Annotated in this window: 11 protein-coding genes; 8 read left to right on the forward strand and 3 right to left on the reverse strand. The window is 65.1% G+C overall.

Annotated features, from left to right (window positions below):
- Positions 1–91: 91 nt before the first annotated feature.
- The 3 genes from AM2010_RS10040 (at position 92) to groL (ending at position 3725) form a co-directional block, all read left to right on the forward strand.
- A complete protein-coding gene (locus tag AM2010_RS10040) occupies positions 92–1507 on the forward strand; it encodes an MATE family efflux transporter (protein WP_047806940.1) in 1416 nt (471 codons plus the stop codon).
- A gap of 171 nt (positions 1508–1678) precedes the next feature.
- Complete coding sequence (groES, locus tag AM2010_RS10045; RefSeq protein ID WP_047806941.1) at positions 1679–1966, forward strand: co-chaperone GroES; 288 nt, start codon at positions 1679–1681, stop codon at positions 1964–1966.
- 112 nt (positions 1967–2078) lie between these two features.
- A complete protein-coding gene (gene groL, locus AM2010_RS10050; protein ID WP_047806942.1) occupies positions 2079–3725 on the forward strand; it encodes a chaperonin GroEL in 1647 nt (548 codons plus the stop codon).
- Positions 3726–3840: 115 nt separating this feature from the next.
- Here the strand turns inward: groL and AM2010_RS10055 are convergent, their stop codons facing one another.
- Positions 3841–6066: a DUF305 domain-containing protein gene (locus tag AM2010_RS10055; protein ID WP_047806943.1), complete on the reverse strand. Its 2226-nt coding sequence runs from the start codon at positions 6064–6066 to the stop codon at positions 3841–3843.
- Positions 6067–6256: 190 nt separating this feature from the next.
- On the opposite strand from AM2010_RS10055, the gene AM2010_RS10060 reads away from it, so the two are divergent.
- Together AM2010_RS10060 and AM2010_RS10065 are read left to right on the forward strand one after the other, a co-directional pair.
- A complete protein-coding gene (locus tag AM2010_RS10060) occupies positions 6257–6664 on the forward strand; it encodes a baeRF12 domain-containing protein (protein WP_047806944.1) in 408 nt (135 codons plus the stop codon).
- A 138-nt stretch (positions 6665–6802) separates the two neighbouring features.
- Positions 6803–7855, forward strand: coding sequence for a serine hydrolase (locus tag AM2010_RS10065; RefSeq protein WP_082132880.1), 1053 nt, complete (start codon positions 6803–6805; stop codon positions 7853–7855).
- 146 nt (positions 7856–8001) lie between these two features.
- On the opposite strand, the gene AM2010_RS10070 is transcribed toward AM2010_RS10065, so the two are convergent.
- On the reverse strand, positions 8002–8286 hold the full coding sequence (locus AM2010_RS10070) for a hypothetical protein (protein ID WP_047806945.1): 285 nt from the start codon (positions 8284–8286) through the stop codon (positions 8002–8004).
- A gap of 210 nt (positions 8287–8496) precedes the next feature.
- Here AM2010_RS10070 and polA point away from each other — a divergent pair, with 210 nt between their 5' ends.
- From polA to AM2010_RS10085, 3 genes are read left to right on the forward strand one after another with little or no spacing between them, the layout of a single operon-like run.
- On the forward strand, positions 8497–11355 hold the full coding sequence (polA, locus tag AM2010_RS10075) for a DNA polymerase I (RefSeq protein WP_047806946.1): 2859 nt from the start codon (positions 8497–8499) through the stop codon (positions 11353–11355).
- Between the two features lie 44 nt (positions 11356–11399).
- Entirely contained in the window at positions 11400–12620 is a 1221-nt protein-coding gene (locus AM2010_RS10080) for a sensor histidine kinase (protein ID WP_236699507.1), read from the forward strand.
- 47 nt (positions 12621–12667) lie between these two features.
- Positions 12668–13747 carry a mechanosensitive ion channel family protein gene (locus AM2010_RS10085; RefSeq protein WP_047806948.1) on the forward strand — a complete coding sequence of 360 codons (1080 nt, stop codon included), beginning with the start codon at positions 12668–12670 and terminating at the stop codon, positions 13745–13747.
- A gap of 72 nt (positions 13748–13819) precedes the next feature.
- On the opposite strand, the gene AM2010_RS10090 is transcribed toward AM2010_RS10085, so the two are convergent.
- Positions 13820–16126, reverse strand: a complete 2307-nt coding sequence (locus tag AM2010_RS10090) for a CDC48 family AAA ATPase (protein WP_047806949.1) — start codon at positions 16124–16126, stop codon at positions 13820–13822.
- Between the last annotated feature and the right edge of the window lie 99 nt (positions 16127–16225).

The following is a 16225-nucleotide window of genomic DNA, read 5'->3' on the forward strand; positions in this document are numbered from 1 at the left end:
GGCCCCATGGCCGCACTCCCGGCCCGAAGCCTCGCAGCGGCGGAAATTTCGCTTTCCCCCGCGATTCACCGCTCGTAACCGGGACGGCTTTATGTCCGACGCACACATCTCGACAGGTCTTTCGCACCGCCCCTGGCGTACCGAGCTGGCTGCCACCTTCAAGCTGGCCTGGCCGCTGGCGCTCGCCAACCTGCTGCAGATGCTGACGTATGCGGTGGACGTGATCTTCATCGCGCGGCTGGGGGAGGCACCGCTGGCCGCATCGGCGATTGCGGTTGCCCTGTTCGGCCTCGTCCTTTGGGCCCTGTCCGGGCTGACCGGCGCAGTGGCGCCCCTGATCGCGGAAGAGCTGGGCGCGCGGGCGCCGGCGCTTCGCCCGGTGCGCCGGGTAACGCGCATGGCGCTGTGGCTGGCGGTCTTGAGCGGAGCGGGCGGCATGGGCCTGTGCCTGCTGCTCGAACCGCTCATGCGCGCGACTGGGCAGCAGGAAGACATCATCGCGCTGGCCACTGTCTACAATCTGATGATCGTCTGGTCGCTGATCCCGATGGTGATCAACAACGTGCTGCGAAACTTCGTCTCGGCACTCGGCCGCCCGGTCTTCGCGACTGCGATCACCGCGGCGGGGATCGGGGTCAACGCGCTGGCCAACTACGCCTTCATTTTCGGCAACCTGGGCGCGCCCGAGCTGGGCCTGCGCGGCGCCGCGGTGGCAACGATCATCACCGGCGTGACCACGATGTTCATCTATATCCTCGCCATCCGGCTCGATGCCCGGCTGCACCGTTATCACATCTTCGGCTTCTGGTGGCGCGTCGACATGCACCGGATGATGCAGATCGTCCGCCTGGGCACGCCGATCGCGCTGACCATTACCGCCGAAGCGGGGATCTTCGGCGGCGCAGCCTTCCTGATGGGCAACATCGGCACTTCGCAGCTGGCCGCGCACACGGTCGCCCTGCAGATCGCCGCGCTGGCTTTCCAGGTGCCTTTCGGCATCGGCCAGGCGGCAACGATCCGCGTCGGCTACTTCTTCGGTGCGCGCGACCGGGCGGGGATGATGCGGGCAGGCTGGACCGCGATCGCGATGGGCACCGCTTTCATGGCAGTCACCGCCACTTCGATGATCGTGCTGCCCAAGCCGCTGCTGGCAATCTACGTCGACCCCTGGGCGCCCAAAAATGCGGTACTGGTCGCATTCGCCCTGCAGTATCTGGTGATCGCCGCCGCCTTCCAGCTGGTCGACGGGGTGCAGGCGGTTGCCGCCGGCGCGCTGCGCGGATTGCAGGATACGCGCATCCCGATGTGGATCGCGATCTTCAGCTACTGGGTGCCGGGCATGGGGGTTTCCCTGTTCCTCGGCTTCGCCACTCCGCTGGAGGGGCGCGGCGTATGGCTGGGCCTCGCCACCGGGCTTACCGTGGCGGCGATCCTGCTCGTCTGGCGCTGGTGGCGGCGCGATGCCCTGGGCCTGACGATGCGCTCCACCGCGACCGCGAAAGCCTGACCCGCCACCGTTCGGCAGAACATCGGCGGAAAGTCCGCAAGAAACGGGCATGTTTTTTGGCGGGGCGCCTGTTGACTCGGGCATGCCCCATCCACATATGCGCCTCGCTGGCACTCTCCACCCGAGAGTGCCAGACCCGATCATTCACTCTTAACTGAAGAGGTCATCACCATGGCATTTCGTCCGCTGCACGACCGTGTACTGGTCCGTCGCATCGAAGCCGAAGAAAAGACCGCCGGCGGGATCATCATTCCCGACAGCGCCAAGGAAAAGCCGAGCGAAGGCGAGATCGTCTCCGTGGGCTCTGGCGCCAAGGCGGAAGACGGCACGGTCACCCCGCTCGACGTCAAGGCCGGCGACCGCGTGCTGTTCGGCAAGTGGTCCGGCACGGAGGTCAAGCTCGACGGCGAAGACCTGCTGATCATGAAGGAAAGCGACATCATGGGGATCATTGGCTGAGCCTCTGTGTCCCCGCATTAGGCGGGGATCTCAGGCCGCCTGGCCCCACGCTTTAGACCAAGAACACTGAGACCCCGCCTTCGCGGGGGATCGCAAACCAGGAGTAACACCAATGGCAGCCAAGGACGTAAAGTTCGGCCGCGACGCGCGCGAAGGCATCCTGCGCGGCGTCGACACCCTCGCCAATGCCGTCAAGGTCACGCTGGGCCCCAAGGGCCGCAACGTCGTGATCGACAAGAGCTTCGGCGCCCCGCGCATCACCAAGGACGGCGTCACCGTCGCCAAGGAAATCGAACTGAAGAACAAGTTCGAAAACATGGGCGCGCAGATGATCAAGGAAGTCGCATCGAAGGCGAACGACGCCGCCGGTGACGGCACCACCACTGCGACCGTTCTGGCGCAGTCGATCGTGACCGAAGGCATGAAGTCGGTCGCCGCGGGCATGAACCCGATGGACCTGAAGCGCGGCATCGATCTCGCCGTCACCAAGGTTGTCGAAGACCTCAAGGCCCGTTCGAAGGACGTCTCCGGCTCGAACGAAATCGCGCAGGTCGGCATCATTTCGGCCAATGGCGATCGTGAAGTCGGCGAAAAGATCGCCGAAGCGATGGAGAAGGTCGGCAAGGAAGGCGTGATCACCGTCGACGAGTCGAAGGGCCTCGAATTCGAGCTCGAAACCGTCGAAGGCATGCAGTTCGACCGCGGCTATCTGTCGCCCTACTTCATCACCAACCCGGAAAAGATGACGGTCGAACTCGAAAACCCGTACATCCTGATCCATGAAAAGAAGCTGAGCAATCTGCAGGCGATGCTTCCGGTGCTCGAAGCGGCTGTCCAGTCGGGCCGTCCGCTGCTGATCATCGCGGAAGACATCGAAGGCGAAGCGCTGGCCACCCTCGTGGTCAACAAGCTGCGCGGCGGCCTGAAGGTCGCGGCGGTCAAGGCACCGGGCTTCGGCGATCGCCGCAAGGCCATGCTGCAGGACATCGCGATCCTGACGCAGGGCGAAATGATCAGCGAAGATCTCGGCATCAAGCTCGAGAACGTGACGCTGAACATGCTCGGCCAGGCCAAGAAGGTCACCATCGACAAGGACAACACGACCATTGTCGACGGTGCCGGTTCGGAAGACGACATCAAGGCCCGCGTTTCGGAAATCCGCACGCAGATCGATAACACCACCAGCGATTACGACCGTGAAAAGCTGCAGGAACGTCTGGCGAAGCTCGCCGGCGGTGTTGCGGTGATCAAGGTCGGCGGTGCGACCGAAGTCGAAGTGAAGGAACGCAAGGACCGCGTCGACGATGCGCTGCACGCAACCCGCGCAGCCGTCGAAGAAGGCATCGTCCCGGGCGGCGGTACCGCGCTGCTCTACGCGACCAAGGCGCTCGACGGCCTCGAAGGCAGCAACGACGACCAGACCCGCGGCATCGACATCATCCGTCGCGCGCTGCAGGCTCCGGTTCGCCAGATCGCCACCAACGCCGGCCATGACGGTGCGGTGGTTGCCGGCAAGCTGACCGACGCCAACGACACCTCGCTCGGCTTCAACGCGGCGACCGACACTTACGAAGACCTGGTCAAGGCCGGCGTCATCGACCCGACCAAGGTTGTGCGCACCGCGCTGCAGGATGCCGCTTCGGTGGCCGGCCTGCTGATCACGACCGAAGCCACCATCACGGAAATTCCGGACGACAAGCCGGCTGCTCCGATGCCCGACATGGGCGGCATGGGTGGCATGGGCGGCATGGGCTTCTAAGCCACTGCGCTGCTCCGGCTTCCCGCCCGGCGCGGGGGCCGACGCACAAAATCAAGGCCCGGCGGAGCGATCCGCCGGGCCTTTTTTGCAGTCACGGACGGGCTGTCCGCGCCCCTCACCCTTCCTTGCGGCTGGCCTCCGCAGCGGCGACGGCCTCGGCGGGCCAGGTCACCTGCGTTTGTGTCTGCGGATTGAAGACATCGCCCGGATACTGCGCGGCGGCGGCCGCGGCGATCTCCGCTTCGGTCAGGAACTCGCTCGGTTCCAGCGCGAAAACGTCGAGCCCGCGGGTAATCTCCGTCGCGTAGATCCGCCCGTTGTACCAGTAGGCCGACCAGTACCCGCCGGTAACCAGCTGATCCCTGTCGACCGGACCGCGATCGAAGTACGCGATTTCGAACGGATTTTCCGCATCCGTGAAATCGATCACGCTGATGCCCCCCTGATACCAGGCCTGGACGAAGATATCGCGCCCCGGAACCGGAATGATCGAACCGTTATGCGCGACGCAGTTTTCCTTGTCGGTCTGCGGGGCCGGCAGCTTGTAGAGGCTGCGGAACGCCAGCTTGCCTGCTTCGATCGCGTAGATCGCATTGGCACCCCAGTTGCGCGGGTCGCCTGCCTGGCAACGGGGCCGCCCGCCACCGCCCCATTCGTCGGTAAACAGCACTTTCGTCCCGTCGTTGTTGAACGTGGCCGAATGCCAGTAGGCGAACCCCTTGTCGGTAACATCGTCGATCCGCACCGGCTTCAGCGGGTCGGAGATATCGAGGATGATGCCGTTGCCCGAACAGGCCCCGGCAGCCAGGTCGAGCGCCGGGAACACGGTGATGTCGTGGCACTGATCGGTCCGGCCGGTGTTCTGCGTGCCTTCACCATGATCGCCGCCGCGCCAGAGGCCGGCGATCCGCCCCTCACTGGCGAAAACGCGCGGTCGATCGACGATTTGTGCGGCGGCCGGGTTGGCCACAGGAATTGCGATCACGTCGATGGAAAACAGCGCGGTATCGTCGCCAGTCGTGTCGCTGCACCCCTCCAGCTCGTCCTCCTCCCGAACGTAGGACGTGCCCGAATTGTACACCACGATCCGCTCGTCATCGGCCGTGACGATCGAATGCGTGTGGCTGCCGCGGCAGGTTTGCACCTGGCCGACCTGAACCGGCCGTGTCACGTCGGTGATGTCGAAGATCCGCAAGCCGCGGAACCGATCCGGGCTGGTGCGACCGTCGACGCCCTGCAGGCCGCAATCGACCCGTCCGCGACTGTCCTCGACGCTCATGATCAGAAGATCGCCAACAATCGACACATCGCCCTGCCCGCCCGGACAGACGGTGGAGCTGACGAGCTGCGGCACGCCGTCCTCGCCCAGACGATAGGCATTGAACCCATGATAGCTTCCGGCCACGAGCAGATCGCCGGAGAAGGCCATGTCGGTATTGGCGAACGATAGCAGGGAGCTGCGCTCACCGAACTGCGGCTCCTCTTCTTCACCCTCCTCGTCGCGGTCCTTGCGCGGCGCTTCGCCGCCATGCCCGTCATGTGCGGCATCGTCCGCGTCTTTCTCCGGCTTGAGCGGGCGTAGCTGTGCAGGGTTGTCGGGATCGAAGAATCCCGCCGGCTTGGGCAAGGCGGCCACCAGGCGCAAATTGGCGATCGCTTCGCCCGCATCGCGAAAACCCGGTGCCAGCGCCACGCGCGGATCGTCGGAAAGCCCGGCAAGCACCGCGTTCATCCGGTCGATTTCCGCTTCCTGATCGCTGACGACGTCGTTGGTGAATTCGAACAGCACCGGCTCGTAGGCAGTGCCTGGCTGATCGTGCAGTTCCTCCACCATATCGACAGCGCCCAGATGGTGCGGGATCATCAATTGCAGGAACAGCCGGTCGAAGGCCGTGCCGCGCGATTCGGCGAGCTGCGCCATCTGCTCGGGCGTCGCCATGCCTTTCATCGCCTCGTGGTGGTGGGCGTGCCCCATCCCCGCCATCGCAACATCGCGGCTCCGCTCACGCAGCCATTCGGTCATGAAGCCGATCTCGTCCTTCTGGCTGACGTCGATGCGCCCGGCGATCGCCACGATGTCGGGATTGTTCGTCCGCTCCTCCACCAGCGCGGCCATATCGACCGCTTGCTGATGGTGGACGATCATCGCCTGCATGAAAGCCACGTCGGCGGGCGAGAACGCCGTATTGGCGAGCCGGGTCGCTTCTTCGGCGGCAAGCGTGCGGGTCGGCTGGCCCGGCGCGCCCGGCTGGAGGATCGGTGCCTCCTGCGCAGCAAGAACGCTGGTCCCGGCGAGCAGGCCCCCGACAAGCGACATACGGGCAAAATTGCGTAAGATCATTCTGGCATCCCCTCGTGCGATCTATCGCGGAAAATGGGGACTATCGCGGCACTCAAGTCAATACGACGCTCGTCGAACGACATGGGCCGTTCGTCGCACCTGCCCGCCCTGCCAGGCCCGACCGATCGGCGGGCCGGCGCAACATTTTCCGCGCTGAACCGTTGATGGCAGGCAACCAAGGAGGAAATACATGAAGCTGCCGCACAAGGCTCACGTCGCGCTGGTCGACGGCACCACTTTCGTCGTCATGCAGAACACAGGCAAACCTTTCGCGCCGGAACTGGAAGCGGTCGCCAAGCCCGAATTGTCGGCCACGAACTTCAGCGCCGGGGTGCGCCATCAGGACCCCGTAAGCCAGCAGCAGGGGCGCACCGACCTGAACGAACTGGCCCACGGCGCGGCAGCGGCCGAATGGCTCAACGCCCGCGCCATCGCCGGCGAGATCGAGGGGGTGCTGATTGTCGCCGACCCGAAAACGCTGGGCGAAATGCGCCGCCATTATCACAGCGAGCTGGAGAAGCGGATTTTGGGCGAGATCCCGAAAACCATGACCGGTGAAACGAGCGCGCGGATCGCGGAAGCGATTTCAACCGCCTGATGTCGCCTGATTTCCCCGTCTGAACGGTTTCAGCCGACATTCATCGTTTTCGCGCCACTGCTCGTCGCCACTCCGCTTGCCGGTGCGCTTTCGCGCCCGTTAAGTTATTGCAAACCAAGGGAGGGTTACGAGAGCCGCATGGCTTTGGGATCGCACATCACGAAATCGCTGACGGGATTGGCCGGCGCGCTGACGCTTGCCCTCACCGCATTTCAACCGGCGCAAGCGCAGACGGCAAATTTCGAAGCCGTGTTCGACAGCGTCCTGGGCACGGAAGCGCGCGCACCGCGCACTTTCGAGGCCGTGTACGAATCCGGCTTCGAACGCCGCATTGCGCAGGCCGCCGATGGCTCGGACGGGCGCATCGGGGTGGCCGTGCTCGATCTGGCGACGGGCCAGGAATTCTCGATCCTGGGCGATCAACGTTTCCCGATGGCCAGCACCAGCAAGATCGCGATCGCGGCGACGTTCATGGAAGGCGTCGAGCAGGGACGCTGGAGCCTGTCGAGCGAGTTCCCATTGCTGATCCCCGTCCGGTCCGAACGGTTTTCTAGTGCCAAGGCGCCGGTCAGGCGGGGCAAGCATCTGCCGGCCAGCGAGCTGATCGAACTGATGATCACGCGGTCCAGCAACCCGGCAACCGATGCCCTGCTCGCAGCGGTCGGCGGGCCGGCGGCAGTCAACGACTGGATGCGCCGTGCCGGGATCACGGATTTCCAATTGACCCGCGACATCGCAACCCTGGTGCGCGACGACGGTGAGATCGATCCCGCATCCGCGATTGACCTGCGCGACAGCGCCACCCCGCGCGCGATGACGAGGCTGCTTGCCGGCCTGTATCAGGGCGAGTGGCTCTCCCCCACCAGCCGCAGGGTCATCATCGGTGCGATGGAGCGCTGCCGCACAGGCACGCGCCGCATCCCCGCGCTGTTGCCGGCGGGCGCCACCGTGGCGCACAAGACCGGGTCGCTCAACAACACATCGAGCGATATCGGGATCATCAACACGCCCGATGGACGCGCCTTTGCCGTGGCCATTTATGTCACCGGACAGGGCACGCGGCTGGCGCGCGAAGGCCGCATCGCGCAGATCGCCCGCGCAGCTTACGCCGGATACGACAACCCCGGTGGCGGCACCTGGGCGGAAGCGGTCTACGCCAACGCCCGCGACGGCGCGGCCGCCAGCCCCTAGACGCCATTCCGTTTCGCAGGGCCGGTGTGCGGACACAAGTTCGCACCGATCATTCCCGCCGGCCTGCCCCATGACATGCGCGCAAAGAGAAAGGGCGGCGCCTCGCGGCACCGCCCTTCCCTTTATTCGCTAAGCGAAAGCGAAGATCAGTCAGCCTGAGCTTCGGCTTCCGTTTCGCCGTGCACTTCGGCTTCCGCAGCAGCGGCAGCTTCGTCGGCAGCGGCAGCGGCTTCTTCGGTCGCGCCTTCAACGGCGGCACCGGCGTCGGTCGCGGCGCCTTCAACGGCTTCGCCCATGGCGTCGGCATTGGCTTCGGCGTCGGCAGCGGCGCCTTCAACGGCGTCGCCAGCAGCGTCCTGGGTGCCTTCCGAGCAAGCGGCGAGGGTCAGGGCGGCGCCGGCCGCGGCAGCGGCGAGAACGATCTTACGCATATGTCAGTATCCTTGAACAGCGAGTGGTTTCATTCCGGCCCAGAAGGCTGGAATGCGAAGCCCACAAGCGAGCAGACTTCGAATGTCCCAAATAATGGCAGATTTGTGGCGATGCAAGCGGTTTGACACTTTTAGGCCGTATTTGCCTAACCGTTCCCGGGCGCACGAAACCGGCTGACCGGGGGAAATTGCGCTGCTACCAACCCTGCGATGGCAGACAAGCAGCACCTCTATCTCGTCGACGGGTCCTCGTACATTTTCCGGGCCTATCACCGCCTGCCGCCCCTGACGGACCCCGAAGGGACCCCGGTCGGCGCGGTCTATGGCTACACCACAATGCTGTGGAAGCTGGCGGACGACCTCGACAAGGCGGAGGGGCCAACGCACCTTGCTGTCATCCTGGACAAGGGATCGACCAGTTTTCGGAACGAAATCTATCCCGAATACAAGGCGAATCGCCCCGATCCGCCCGAAGATCTGGTCCCCCAGTTCCCGCTGATTCGCGATGCGACGCGGGCATTCAGCCTTCCCTGCATCGAGGAAGCGGGGCTGGAAGCCGACGACCTGATCGCCAGCTATGCGCGCGAGGCGACCCGCAAGGGGTGGGACGTGACGATCGTTTCGTCGGACAAGGATCTGATGCAGCTCGTCGGCCAATGCGCCGAACCTGACGATGGCGTGGCCGAAGGCGGTTGTATCGACATGCTCGATACGATGAAGAATGTGCGGATCGGCCCCGACGAAGTGATCGAGAAATTCGGCGTTCCGCCCGAACTGGTTGGCGATGTGCTCGCGCTGATGGGCGATTCGGTCGACAATATTCCCGGCATCTACGGCATCGGGCCGAAGACCGCTTCAAAGCTGATCGTCGAACACGGCGGTTTGACGGCCGCGCTCGACGCCGCGCCCGACATGAAGAAATCCAAGCTGAAGGAACGCCTGCTCGAAGGTCGCGAAATGGCCGAATTGAGCCGTGTTCTGGTCCAGCTGAAAGAAGATTGCGCGCTTCCCATGGCGCTCGATGAATTCAAGCTGGTCACCATCCCGCCCGATCCGCTTGCCGCATTCTTGAGCAAGCATGGCTTCACCAGTCTGCTGCGGCGGCTGGATTCGGGCAGTGGCAGCCCCACGCGGGCGACCGATCTCAATCCGGCCAAGCCGGTGACAAAGGGGGCGGACGGTTCGCCGGACGGAAACCGCCAGCCCCTTCCCGATCTGCCGGCGGTGGATCGCAGCGCCTACGAGTGCGTGCAGACCGCCGAACGGCTCGAACACTGGATTGCGCGCGCTTTCGCCGCCGGCCTGGTCGCGGTCGATACCGAAACCAGCGCACTCGATGCGATGCGCGCCGATCTGGCAGGGATCAGCCTTGCGCTGGGCGCAAACGATGCCTGCTACATCCCACTTGCCCACGGCGGCAGCGACATGTTCGCCGAACGGCCGGAACAGGTCGCGCGCGAGACCGCGCTGGCCATGCTGAGGCCGCTGCTGGAAAGCGATGCGGTGCTGAAAGTCGGGCAGAACATCAAATACGATCTCAACGTCGTCGCCCGCCACGGGATCGCGATGGCACCGGTCGACGATACCATGATCGTTTCCTTCGCGCTCGACGCGGGCCGCAGCCTGGACGGGATCGGCGGCGGGCACGGGATGGACGAACTGTCCCAGCGGCATCTCGGCCACACGACACTGACCTTCAAGGACATCTGCGGCACCGGCAAGAAAGCGATCCCTTTCGGCGAAGTCCCGCTCGATCGCGCGACTGAGTATGCCGCCGAAGATGCCGATGTGACCTGGCGCCTGCACTGCCTGCTCAAACCGCGTCTGGCGGCCGAGGGCGGAACGCGGGTTTACGAGCGGGTCGATCGCCCGTTGATCCCGGTCGTCGCCCAGATGGAGCGGCACGGCATTCGGGTGGACAAGGCGCAGCTGGGCAAGCTGTCGGACGAATTCGCCACGGAAACCGGCCGGCTGGAAGGCGAGATCCACGAAATTGCAGGGACCCAGTTCACCATCGGCAGCCCGCGCCAGCTGGGCGACGTGCTGTTCGACAAGATGGGATACAAGGGCGGGCGCAAGGGCAAGAGCGGCCAGTATTCGACCGATCAGGCGATGCTGGAAAAGCTATCCGCGCAGGGCGCGGAGATTGCCGACAAAGTGCTCGAATGGCGGCAGCTGACCAAGCTCAAGAGCACTTATACCGATGCGCTGCAGGCGGCGATCAATCCCGATACCGGCCGCGTCCACACCAGTTACAGCCTCGTCGGCGCGCAGACCGGGCGGCTTTCCTCGACCGATCCCAACCTGCAGAACATCCCGATCCGTACGGAGATCGGCCGCCAGATCCGCGACGCCTTCGTGGCCGAGGAAGGCAACGTCCTGCTCGCCGCCGACTATTCGCAGATCGAACTGCGGCTGGCCGCGCACATGGCCGACGTGCCCGAATTGAAGCAGGCTTTCGCCAATGGCGAGGATATTCACGCGCGCACCGCCACCGAAATGTTCGGCGAAGTCACGCGCGACACCCGCGCGCGCGCCAAGACGATCAATTTCGCGATCCTTTATGGCATCAGCCGCTGGGGCCTGGGCGCCCGGCTGAAGGTTGAGCCGGACGAGGCGCAGGCGATGATCGACACCTATTTCCAGCGCTTCCCCGGCATCCAGCGCTATATCGTCCATACGCTGGAGCAGGTGCGCGAGCGCGGCTATTCCGAAACGCTGTTCGGCCGCAAGACCTGGTTCCCGCGGATCGGATCAAAGAACCAGGGCGAGCGCCAGGGGAGCGAGCGGGCCGCGATCAATGCCCCGATCCAGGGCACAAGCGCCGATATCATCAAGCGCGCAATGGTGCGGATGATGCCCGCGCTGGACGCAGCCGGCCTCGGGCACGTGCGGATGCTCCTGCAGGTCCACGACGAACTTGTCTTCGAATTGCCCGAAGCCGACATTGCTGCGGCAAAGCCGGTGATCGAACGGGTCATGGCCGAGGCGGCGCTTCCGTCCGTGACGCTCGACGTGCCGCTGGGCATAGAAATCGGCACCGGTCTGAGCTGGGGACAGGCCCACTGATGGGACGATTGCGGCTCCGGCGTCCGCGCACGGGCAACCTCGTAATGCTGGGGCTGATCGCCGTCGCATTGTTTGCGGGCATGTTTCTGGTGTTCCAGACGATCGAGGCGGAGCGCGCCGAACGCCAGCAGGTGCGCGAAACAAGCGAGATATTGCTGGAGCTGCGCAATGTGACGCGCGCGGCGCTCAATGGCGAAACCGGACAGCGCGGTTATCTGCTGACGCTCGATCGCCGCTATCTCGAACCCTATCACGTCGGGCGCGAGCAATATCGCCCCGCCTTGCAACGCCTGCGCCGGCTGGTGGGCGCCGATGCGCCGCAGCGCCAGCAGGAACTGCTCGACGAAATCCAGGCGCTCGCCGAATCGAAATTTGCCGAGATGGAAGAAGTCGTCGCCCTGGTGGACGAGCGCCAGGTGATCGAGGCGCGGCGGCGTCTGCTCGATGACGAAGGGGCAGAGGCGATGGCGCGGCTGCGGCGGGCGACGCGCGAAATGGAACTGATCGAAAATCGCATCCTGCTCAACGCCGCCAGCGAAACCGCGCGGGCGGAAGGCCGCGTGCTGCCCCTGCTGGCCGGGGTCGTGCTGATCCTGCTGGTCACGCTGGTCCTCGGTTACCGGCTGGTCACGCGGACCGCACATGCCGAGGCGGAGGCAGCCCAGGCGACCGCGCTGGGCGAGGCCCGCGATCGGGCAGACCTTCTGGCCCGCGAACTGAACCACCGGGTGAAGAACCTGTTTGCCGTGATCCTGGCGATCATTCGTATGAGCGCGAAGGATTCGCCCGAAGCGAAACCGGTGATCGACCGCATCACCGAACGCATCCACGCCTTGCTGACCGCGCACGACGTGAGCCAGGGAACGCTGGAGCGCCCCGTCGCGTCGCTGCGCACGCTGGTCGAGACGACGCTCGCCCCCTACCGATCCGAGAAGCTGGCCGCCAAAGTCGATGGGGACGAGATCGAATTGCCGGCAAAACAGGTCACGCCGCTGGGGCTGGTATTGCACGAGTTGACCACCAACGCGGTCAAATACGGCGCGTGGAGCAAGGGCGGGCTGCTGGAAGTCACCTGGCGCGAAGCCGATGGCCAGGTGACGATCGAATGGCGCGAGCATTGCGAAGGCGACGGCAAGCCGCCCGAACGCACCGGTTTCGGCAGCCTGCTGATGACCAGCGCCGCCCGCCAGCTGCGCGGCGAGATCGACCGGCGGTTCGGCACCGATGGTGTCGAAGTCACGATTGCCTTCCCCCTCGGGGCCTGACCGCAGCTCGCTTGCCAGCGCCCCCGCCAGGCCATATTCCCGCAGCGATGCCCGAACGTTTCGATCCGCGCAGCTGGACGGTCGCCTGGGGCGAGATTGCGGTCATGGCGGTCGCGATTGCCCTGGCCGTTATCGCCGCCTTCCTGATCCACAAGGCGGTTTTCACCATTCTGCGCCGGCTGGCCCGCAATTCCCAGTCGCAGGTCGACGGGATCGTGTTCGACCAGATTGCGCGCCCGATCCGCTGGTCGGTCGTGGCCCTGGCCGTCGCCCTGGTTGCCCAGGCCCATTCGGATATCGGTCGTGTCTGGCACTGGATTGCACCATTCCTGGTCCCGGCGCTGATCGGGTGGCTCGCCCTGTCGCTTGTCCGTGCCTTTGCGGCGGCGATGCAGATCCGCAGCGAGCTGTCGTCCGATGCCATTGCCGCGCGCAGCCGGCGCACACGGATCGCGATCCTTTCGCGCACCGCGGCTTTCCTGATCATCCTGCTGACGGTGGCCCTGATGCTGCTGGCGATCCCCGGGGTGCGCGATGTCGGCGTAACGCTGATGGCCTCCGCCGGGCTGGCTGCACTGGCCGTAGGTGCCGCCGCCCAGCCCGCGCTCAAATCGCTGATCGCAGGGCTGCAGATGGCCCTGACCGAACCCTTGCGGATTGGCGATCTGGTGGTCGTCGACGGCTTCGGCGGGCGGGTCGAGGAAATCCGCATGAGCTTCGTGATCGTTCGCACCTGGGACGAGCGCCAGGTCGTCGTGCCCACCAGCAGCTTCCTCGATGCCAGTTTCGAAAACTGGTCGCGCGATAGCGAACAGTTGTCGGGCCCGGTATTCCTCCATCTCGATCCCGCGACCGAGGTCGCGCCGGTGCGTGCCGAATTCCTGCGTTACGTGGCCACTCGCGAGGAATGGGATGGCCGCACCGCCGAACTGCTGATGACCGAAGCGCACCCGGAAAGCATCGAATTGCGCATTGCCGTCAGCGCAGCGACCATCGGCGATCTGTGGGTCCTGCGCTGTGCGGTGCGCGAACACATGATCGACTGGCTGCGGGTGAATATGCCCGATGCGCTGATCCGGCATCGTCTCGGCGTCGAAGACACCAATGCCAGGGTCCAGCAAAGCTAGAACCGGCTTTCAGCAAGCCCGAAGCGGCGCGGGCCCGCACCCCGCGCGCTATGCGAACGGGGTGCGAGCGTTCTATCCGTGCTTCCGGTCGCGCGTGGGTTCCACCATGCCTTCCGAAATGAAGCCGATCGGCGTCGCTTCCGCCGCGCGCTTCTTCAGCTCGCCCCGCATCTTGCGATATTCGGCTTCCATCTGCGAAGTCACCGTGGCGCGCGAATCTTCGAGCGCTTCGGCAAAATCCGCCGCTGTCACTTCCTGAACTTCTCCGCCAACGCGGCGAAGGGCGTTCAGGCCGGCACGGCGCACGACATCTTCCAGATCGGCCCCGGTGAAGCGCCCCGTCTGGGCCGCAACCGCTGCCAGATCCACATCCTGCGCCAGCGGCATGTCGCCGGTATGGATGCCGAGGATTTGCGCCCGCCCCTTCTGATCCGGTGTTCCGACATAGACCAGCTCGTCGAACCGCCCGGGACGCAGCAGCGCCGGGTCCACCAGAGTGGGCCGGTTGGTCGCCCCGATGACGATGACGGATTGCAATTCTTCCAATCCGTCCATTTCGGCCAGGATCGTGTTGACCACGCGCCCGGTCACCTGCGGCTCCCCCTGGCCGCTGCCGCGGGCGGGAACGAGGCTGTCGATCTCGTCGATGAAAACGACGCAGGGCGCCACGGCGCGCGCACGCTGGAACATGCGGGCGATCTGCTGCTCGCTCTCGCCGTACCACTTCGACAGGAGGTCGGAACTCTTCATCGAAATGAAGTTCGCTTCCGCTTCCTTGGCCACTGCCTTGGCCAGCAGGGTCTTGCCGGTCCCCGGCGGACCATAGAGCAGGAAGCCCTTGGCCGGGCGAATGCCCAGGCGGCGGAATGCCTCGGGGTTCTTCAGCGGCAGTTCGATCCCTTCGCGCAACATGCCGATGGCATCGTCCACCCCGCCGATATCGTTCCACCCCACACGCGGGACCTGTACCATCACCTCGCGCATGGCGCTGGGCTGCACGCGCTTGAGCGCGGAGAGGAAATCCTCGCGCGTGACCGACAGGTTGTCGAGCACTTCGGGCGGGATCGTTCGTTCGTCGAGGTCCAGCTTGGGCATGATGCGCCGCACCGCATCGATTGCCGCCTCGCGCGCCAGAGCCGCAATATCGGCGCCGACGAAGCCGTGTGTGACGCGCGCCAGTTCGTCCGGGTCGACCCGATCGCCCAGCGGCATCCCGCGGGTGTGGATCGACAGGATCTCGCGCCGCCCCTTCTCATCGGGCACGCCGATCACGATTTCGCGATCGAAGCGGCCGGGACGGCGCAGCGCCTCGTCCACTGCATCCGGGCGGTTGGTTGCAGCGATCACGACCAGGTTGGAACGCGCTTCCAGCCCGTCCATCAGGGTCAGAAGCTGCGCGACCAGACGCTTTTCCGCCTCGCCCGAAACCTGCGCCCGTTTCGGGGCAATCGAATCGATTTCGTCGATGAACACGATGGCGGGGGCGTTCTTGGTCGCGTCTTCGAACACTTCGCGCAGCCGCTTCTCGCTCTCGCCATAGCCCGAGCCCATGATTTCGGGCCCGTTGATGGTGAAGAACTGCGCATCGCTCTCGTTCGCGACGGCTTGCGCCAGACGCGTCTTGCCGGTGCCCGGCGGACCGTGGAGCAGCACGCCCTTGGGCGGATCGACACCCAGCCGCGTGAACAGTTCCGGATAGCGCAGCGGCAGCTCGACCATTTCGCGCAGCTGCTGGATCGTGTCGTCCATCCCGCCGACGTCGTCGTAATTCACGACGGCGCGGCCGGTGGGCGCTTCCTCGTACTCGGCCCGCAGTTCGACTTCGGTATTCTCGTCGATATGGACGATGCCCTTGGGCACGGTGGAAACGACGGTAAGGCGAATCTGCGTCAGGGCGTATGCGGGCGCGTTGAACATCCGCTGCACTTCGGGCGGCATGTTCTGCACCGGCTGCTGGCCAGTCGTCGCGACCAGATCGCCGGCAGTCAGCGGCTTGCGGAAGAAATTGCGCTTGAGCGCCTGTGTCGGGCCCTGCAACCGCATCTCTCGACTGGCGGGCGCGAACACCACGCGCGATGCGGCGCGCGAGCGGCCGGCGGATACCCGGACATGTTCGCCCGATCCGCATTCGGCATTGTTGCGCTGCAAACCGTCGAGCCGGACCACGTCGAGCGACTGATCCTCGTCATAAGCGGCCATGGCGATCGCCGCCGTCGCCCGCTTGCCCGCGATTTCGACAACATCGCCTTCGGTGATCCCGAGCGCCTGAAAGGCCGAGCGCGGCAATCGCGCCACGCCGCGTCCGCTTTCTTCCTGCCGCGCCGCCGCGACCTGAAGCCGGACCGCCTTATCTTCTACCGTCGCGTCGACTTCGGCCATCCGCCCGTATCTCCCTGTATCGTTTCGGTTCCGGCGATCCTCCCTTAGCTAGGGACAGATTGCGTCGAGTCAAACGAACGAACAGCTTACGAGTGCCGA

It is taken from the genome of Pelagerythrobacter marensis (assembly GCF_001028625.1).
Lineage (GTDB): Bacteria > Pseudomonadota > Alphaproteobacteria > Sphingomonadales > Sphingomonadaceae > Pelagerythrobacter > Pelagerythrobacter marensis.

Bases quoted from the DNA above. Each gene is read 5' to 3' on its own strand.
- polA (WP_047806946.1), top strand. From the start codon at position 8,497: ATGGCAGACAAGCAGCACCTCTATCTCGTCGACGGGTCCTCGTACATT.
- AM2010_RS10080 (WP_236699507.1), top strand. From the start codon at position 11,400: ATGCTGGGGCTGATCGCCGTCGCATTGTTTGCGGGCATGTTTCTGGTG.
- groL (WP_047806942.1), top strand. From the start codon at position 2,079: ATGGCAGCCAAGGACGTAAAGTTCGGCCGCGACGCGCGCGAAGGCATC.
- AM2010_RS10085 (WP_047806948.1), top strand. From the start codon at position 12,668: ATGCCCGAACGTTTCGATCCGCGCAGCTGGACGGTCGCCTGGGGCGAG.
- AM2010_RS10065 (WP_082132880.1), top strand. From the start codon at position 6,803: ATGGCTTTGGGATCGCACATCACGAAATCGCTGACGGGATTGGCCGGC.
- AM2010_RS10040 (WP_047806940.1), top strand. From the start codon at position 92: ATGTCCGACGCACACATCTCGACAGGTCTTTCGCACCGCCCCTGGCGT.
- AM2010_RS10070 (WP_047806945.1), bottom strand. From the start codon at position 8,286: ATGCGTAAGATCGTTCTCGCCGCTGCCGCGGCCGGCGCCGCCCTGACC.
- AM2010_RS10055 (WP_047806943.1), bottom strand. From the start codon at position 6,066: ATGATCTTACGCAATTTTGCCCGTATGTCGCTTGTCGGGGGCCTGCTC.
- AM2010_RS10090 (WP_047806949.1), bottom strand. From the start codon at position 16,126: ATGGCCGAAGTCGACGCGACGGTAGAAGATAAGGCGGTCCGGCTTCAG.
- groES (WP_047806941.1), top strand. From the start codon at position 1,679: ATGGCATTTCGTCCGCTGCACGACCGTGTACTGGTCCGTCGCATCGAA.
- AM2010_RS10060 (WP_047806944.1), top strand. From the start codon at position 6,257: ATGAAGCTGCCGCACAAGGCTCACGTCGCGCTGGTCGACGGCACCACT.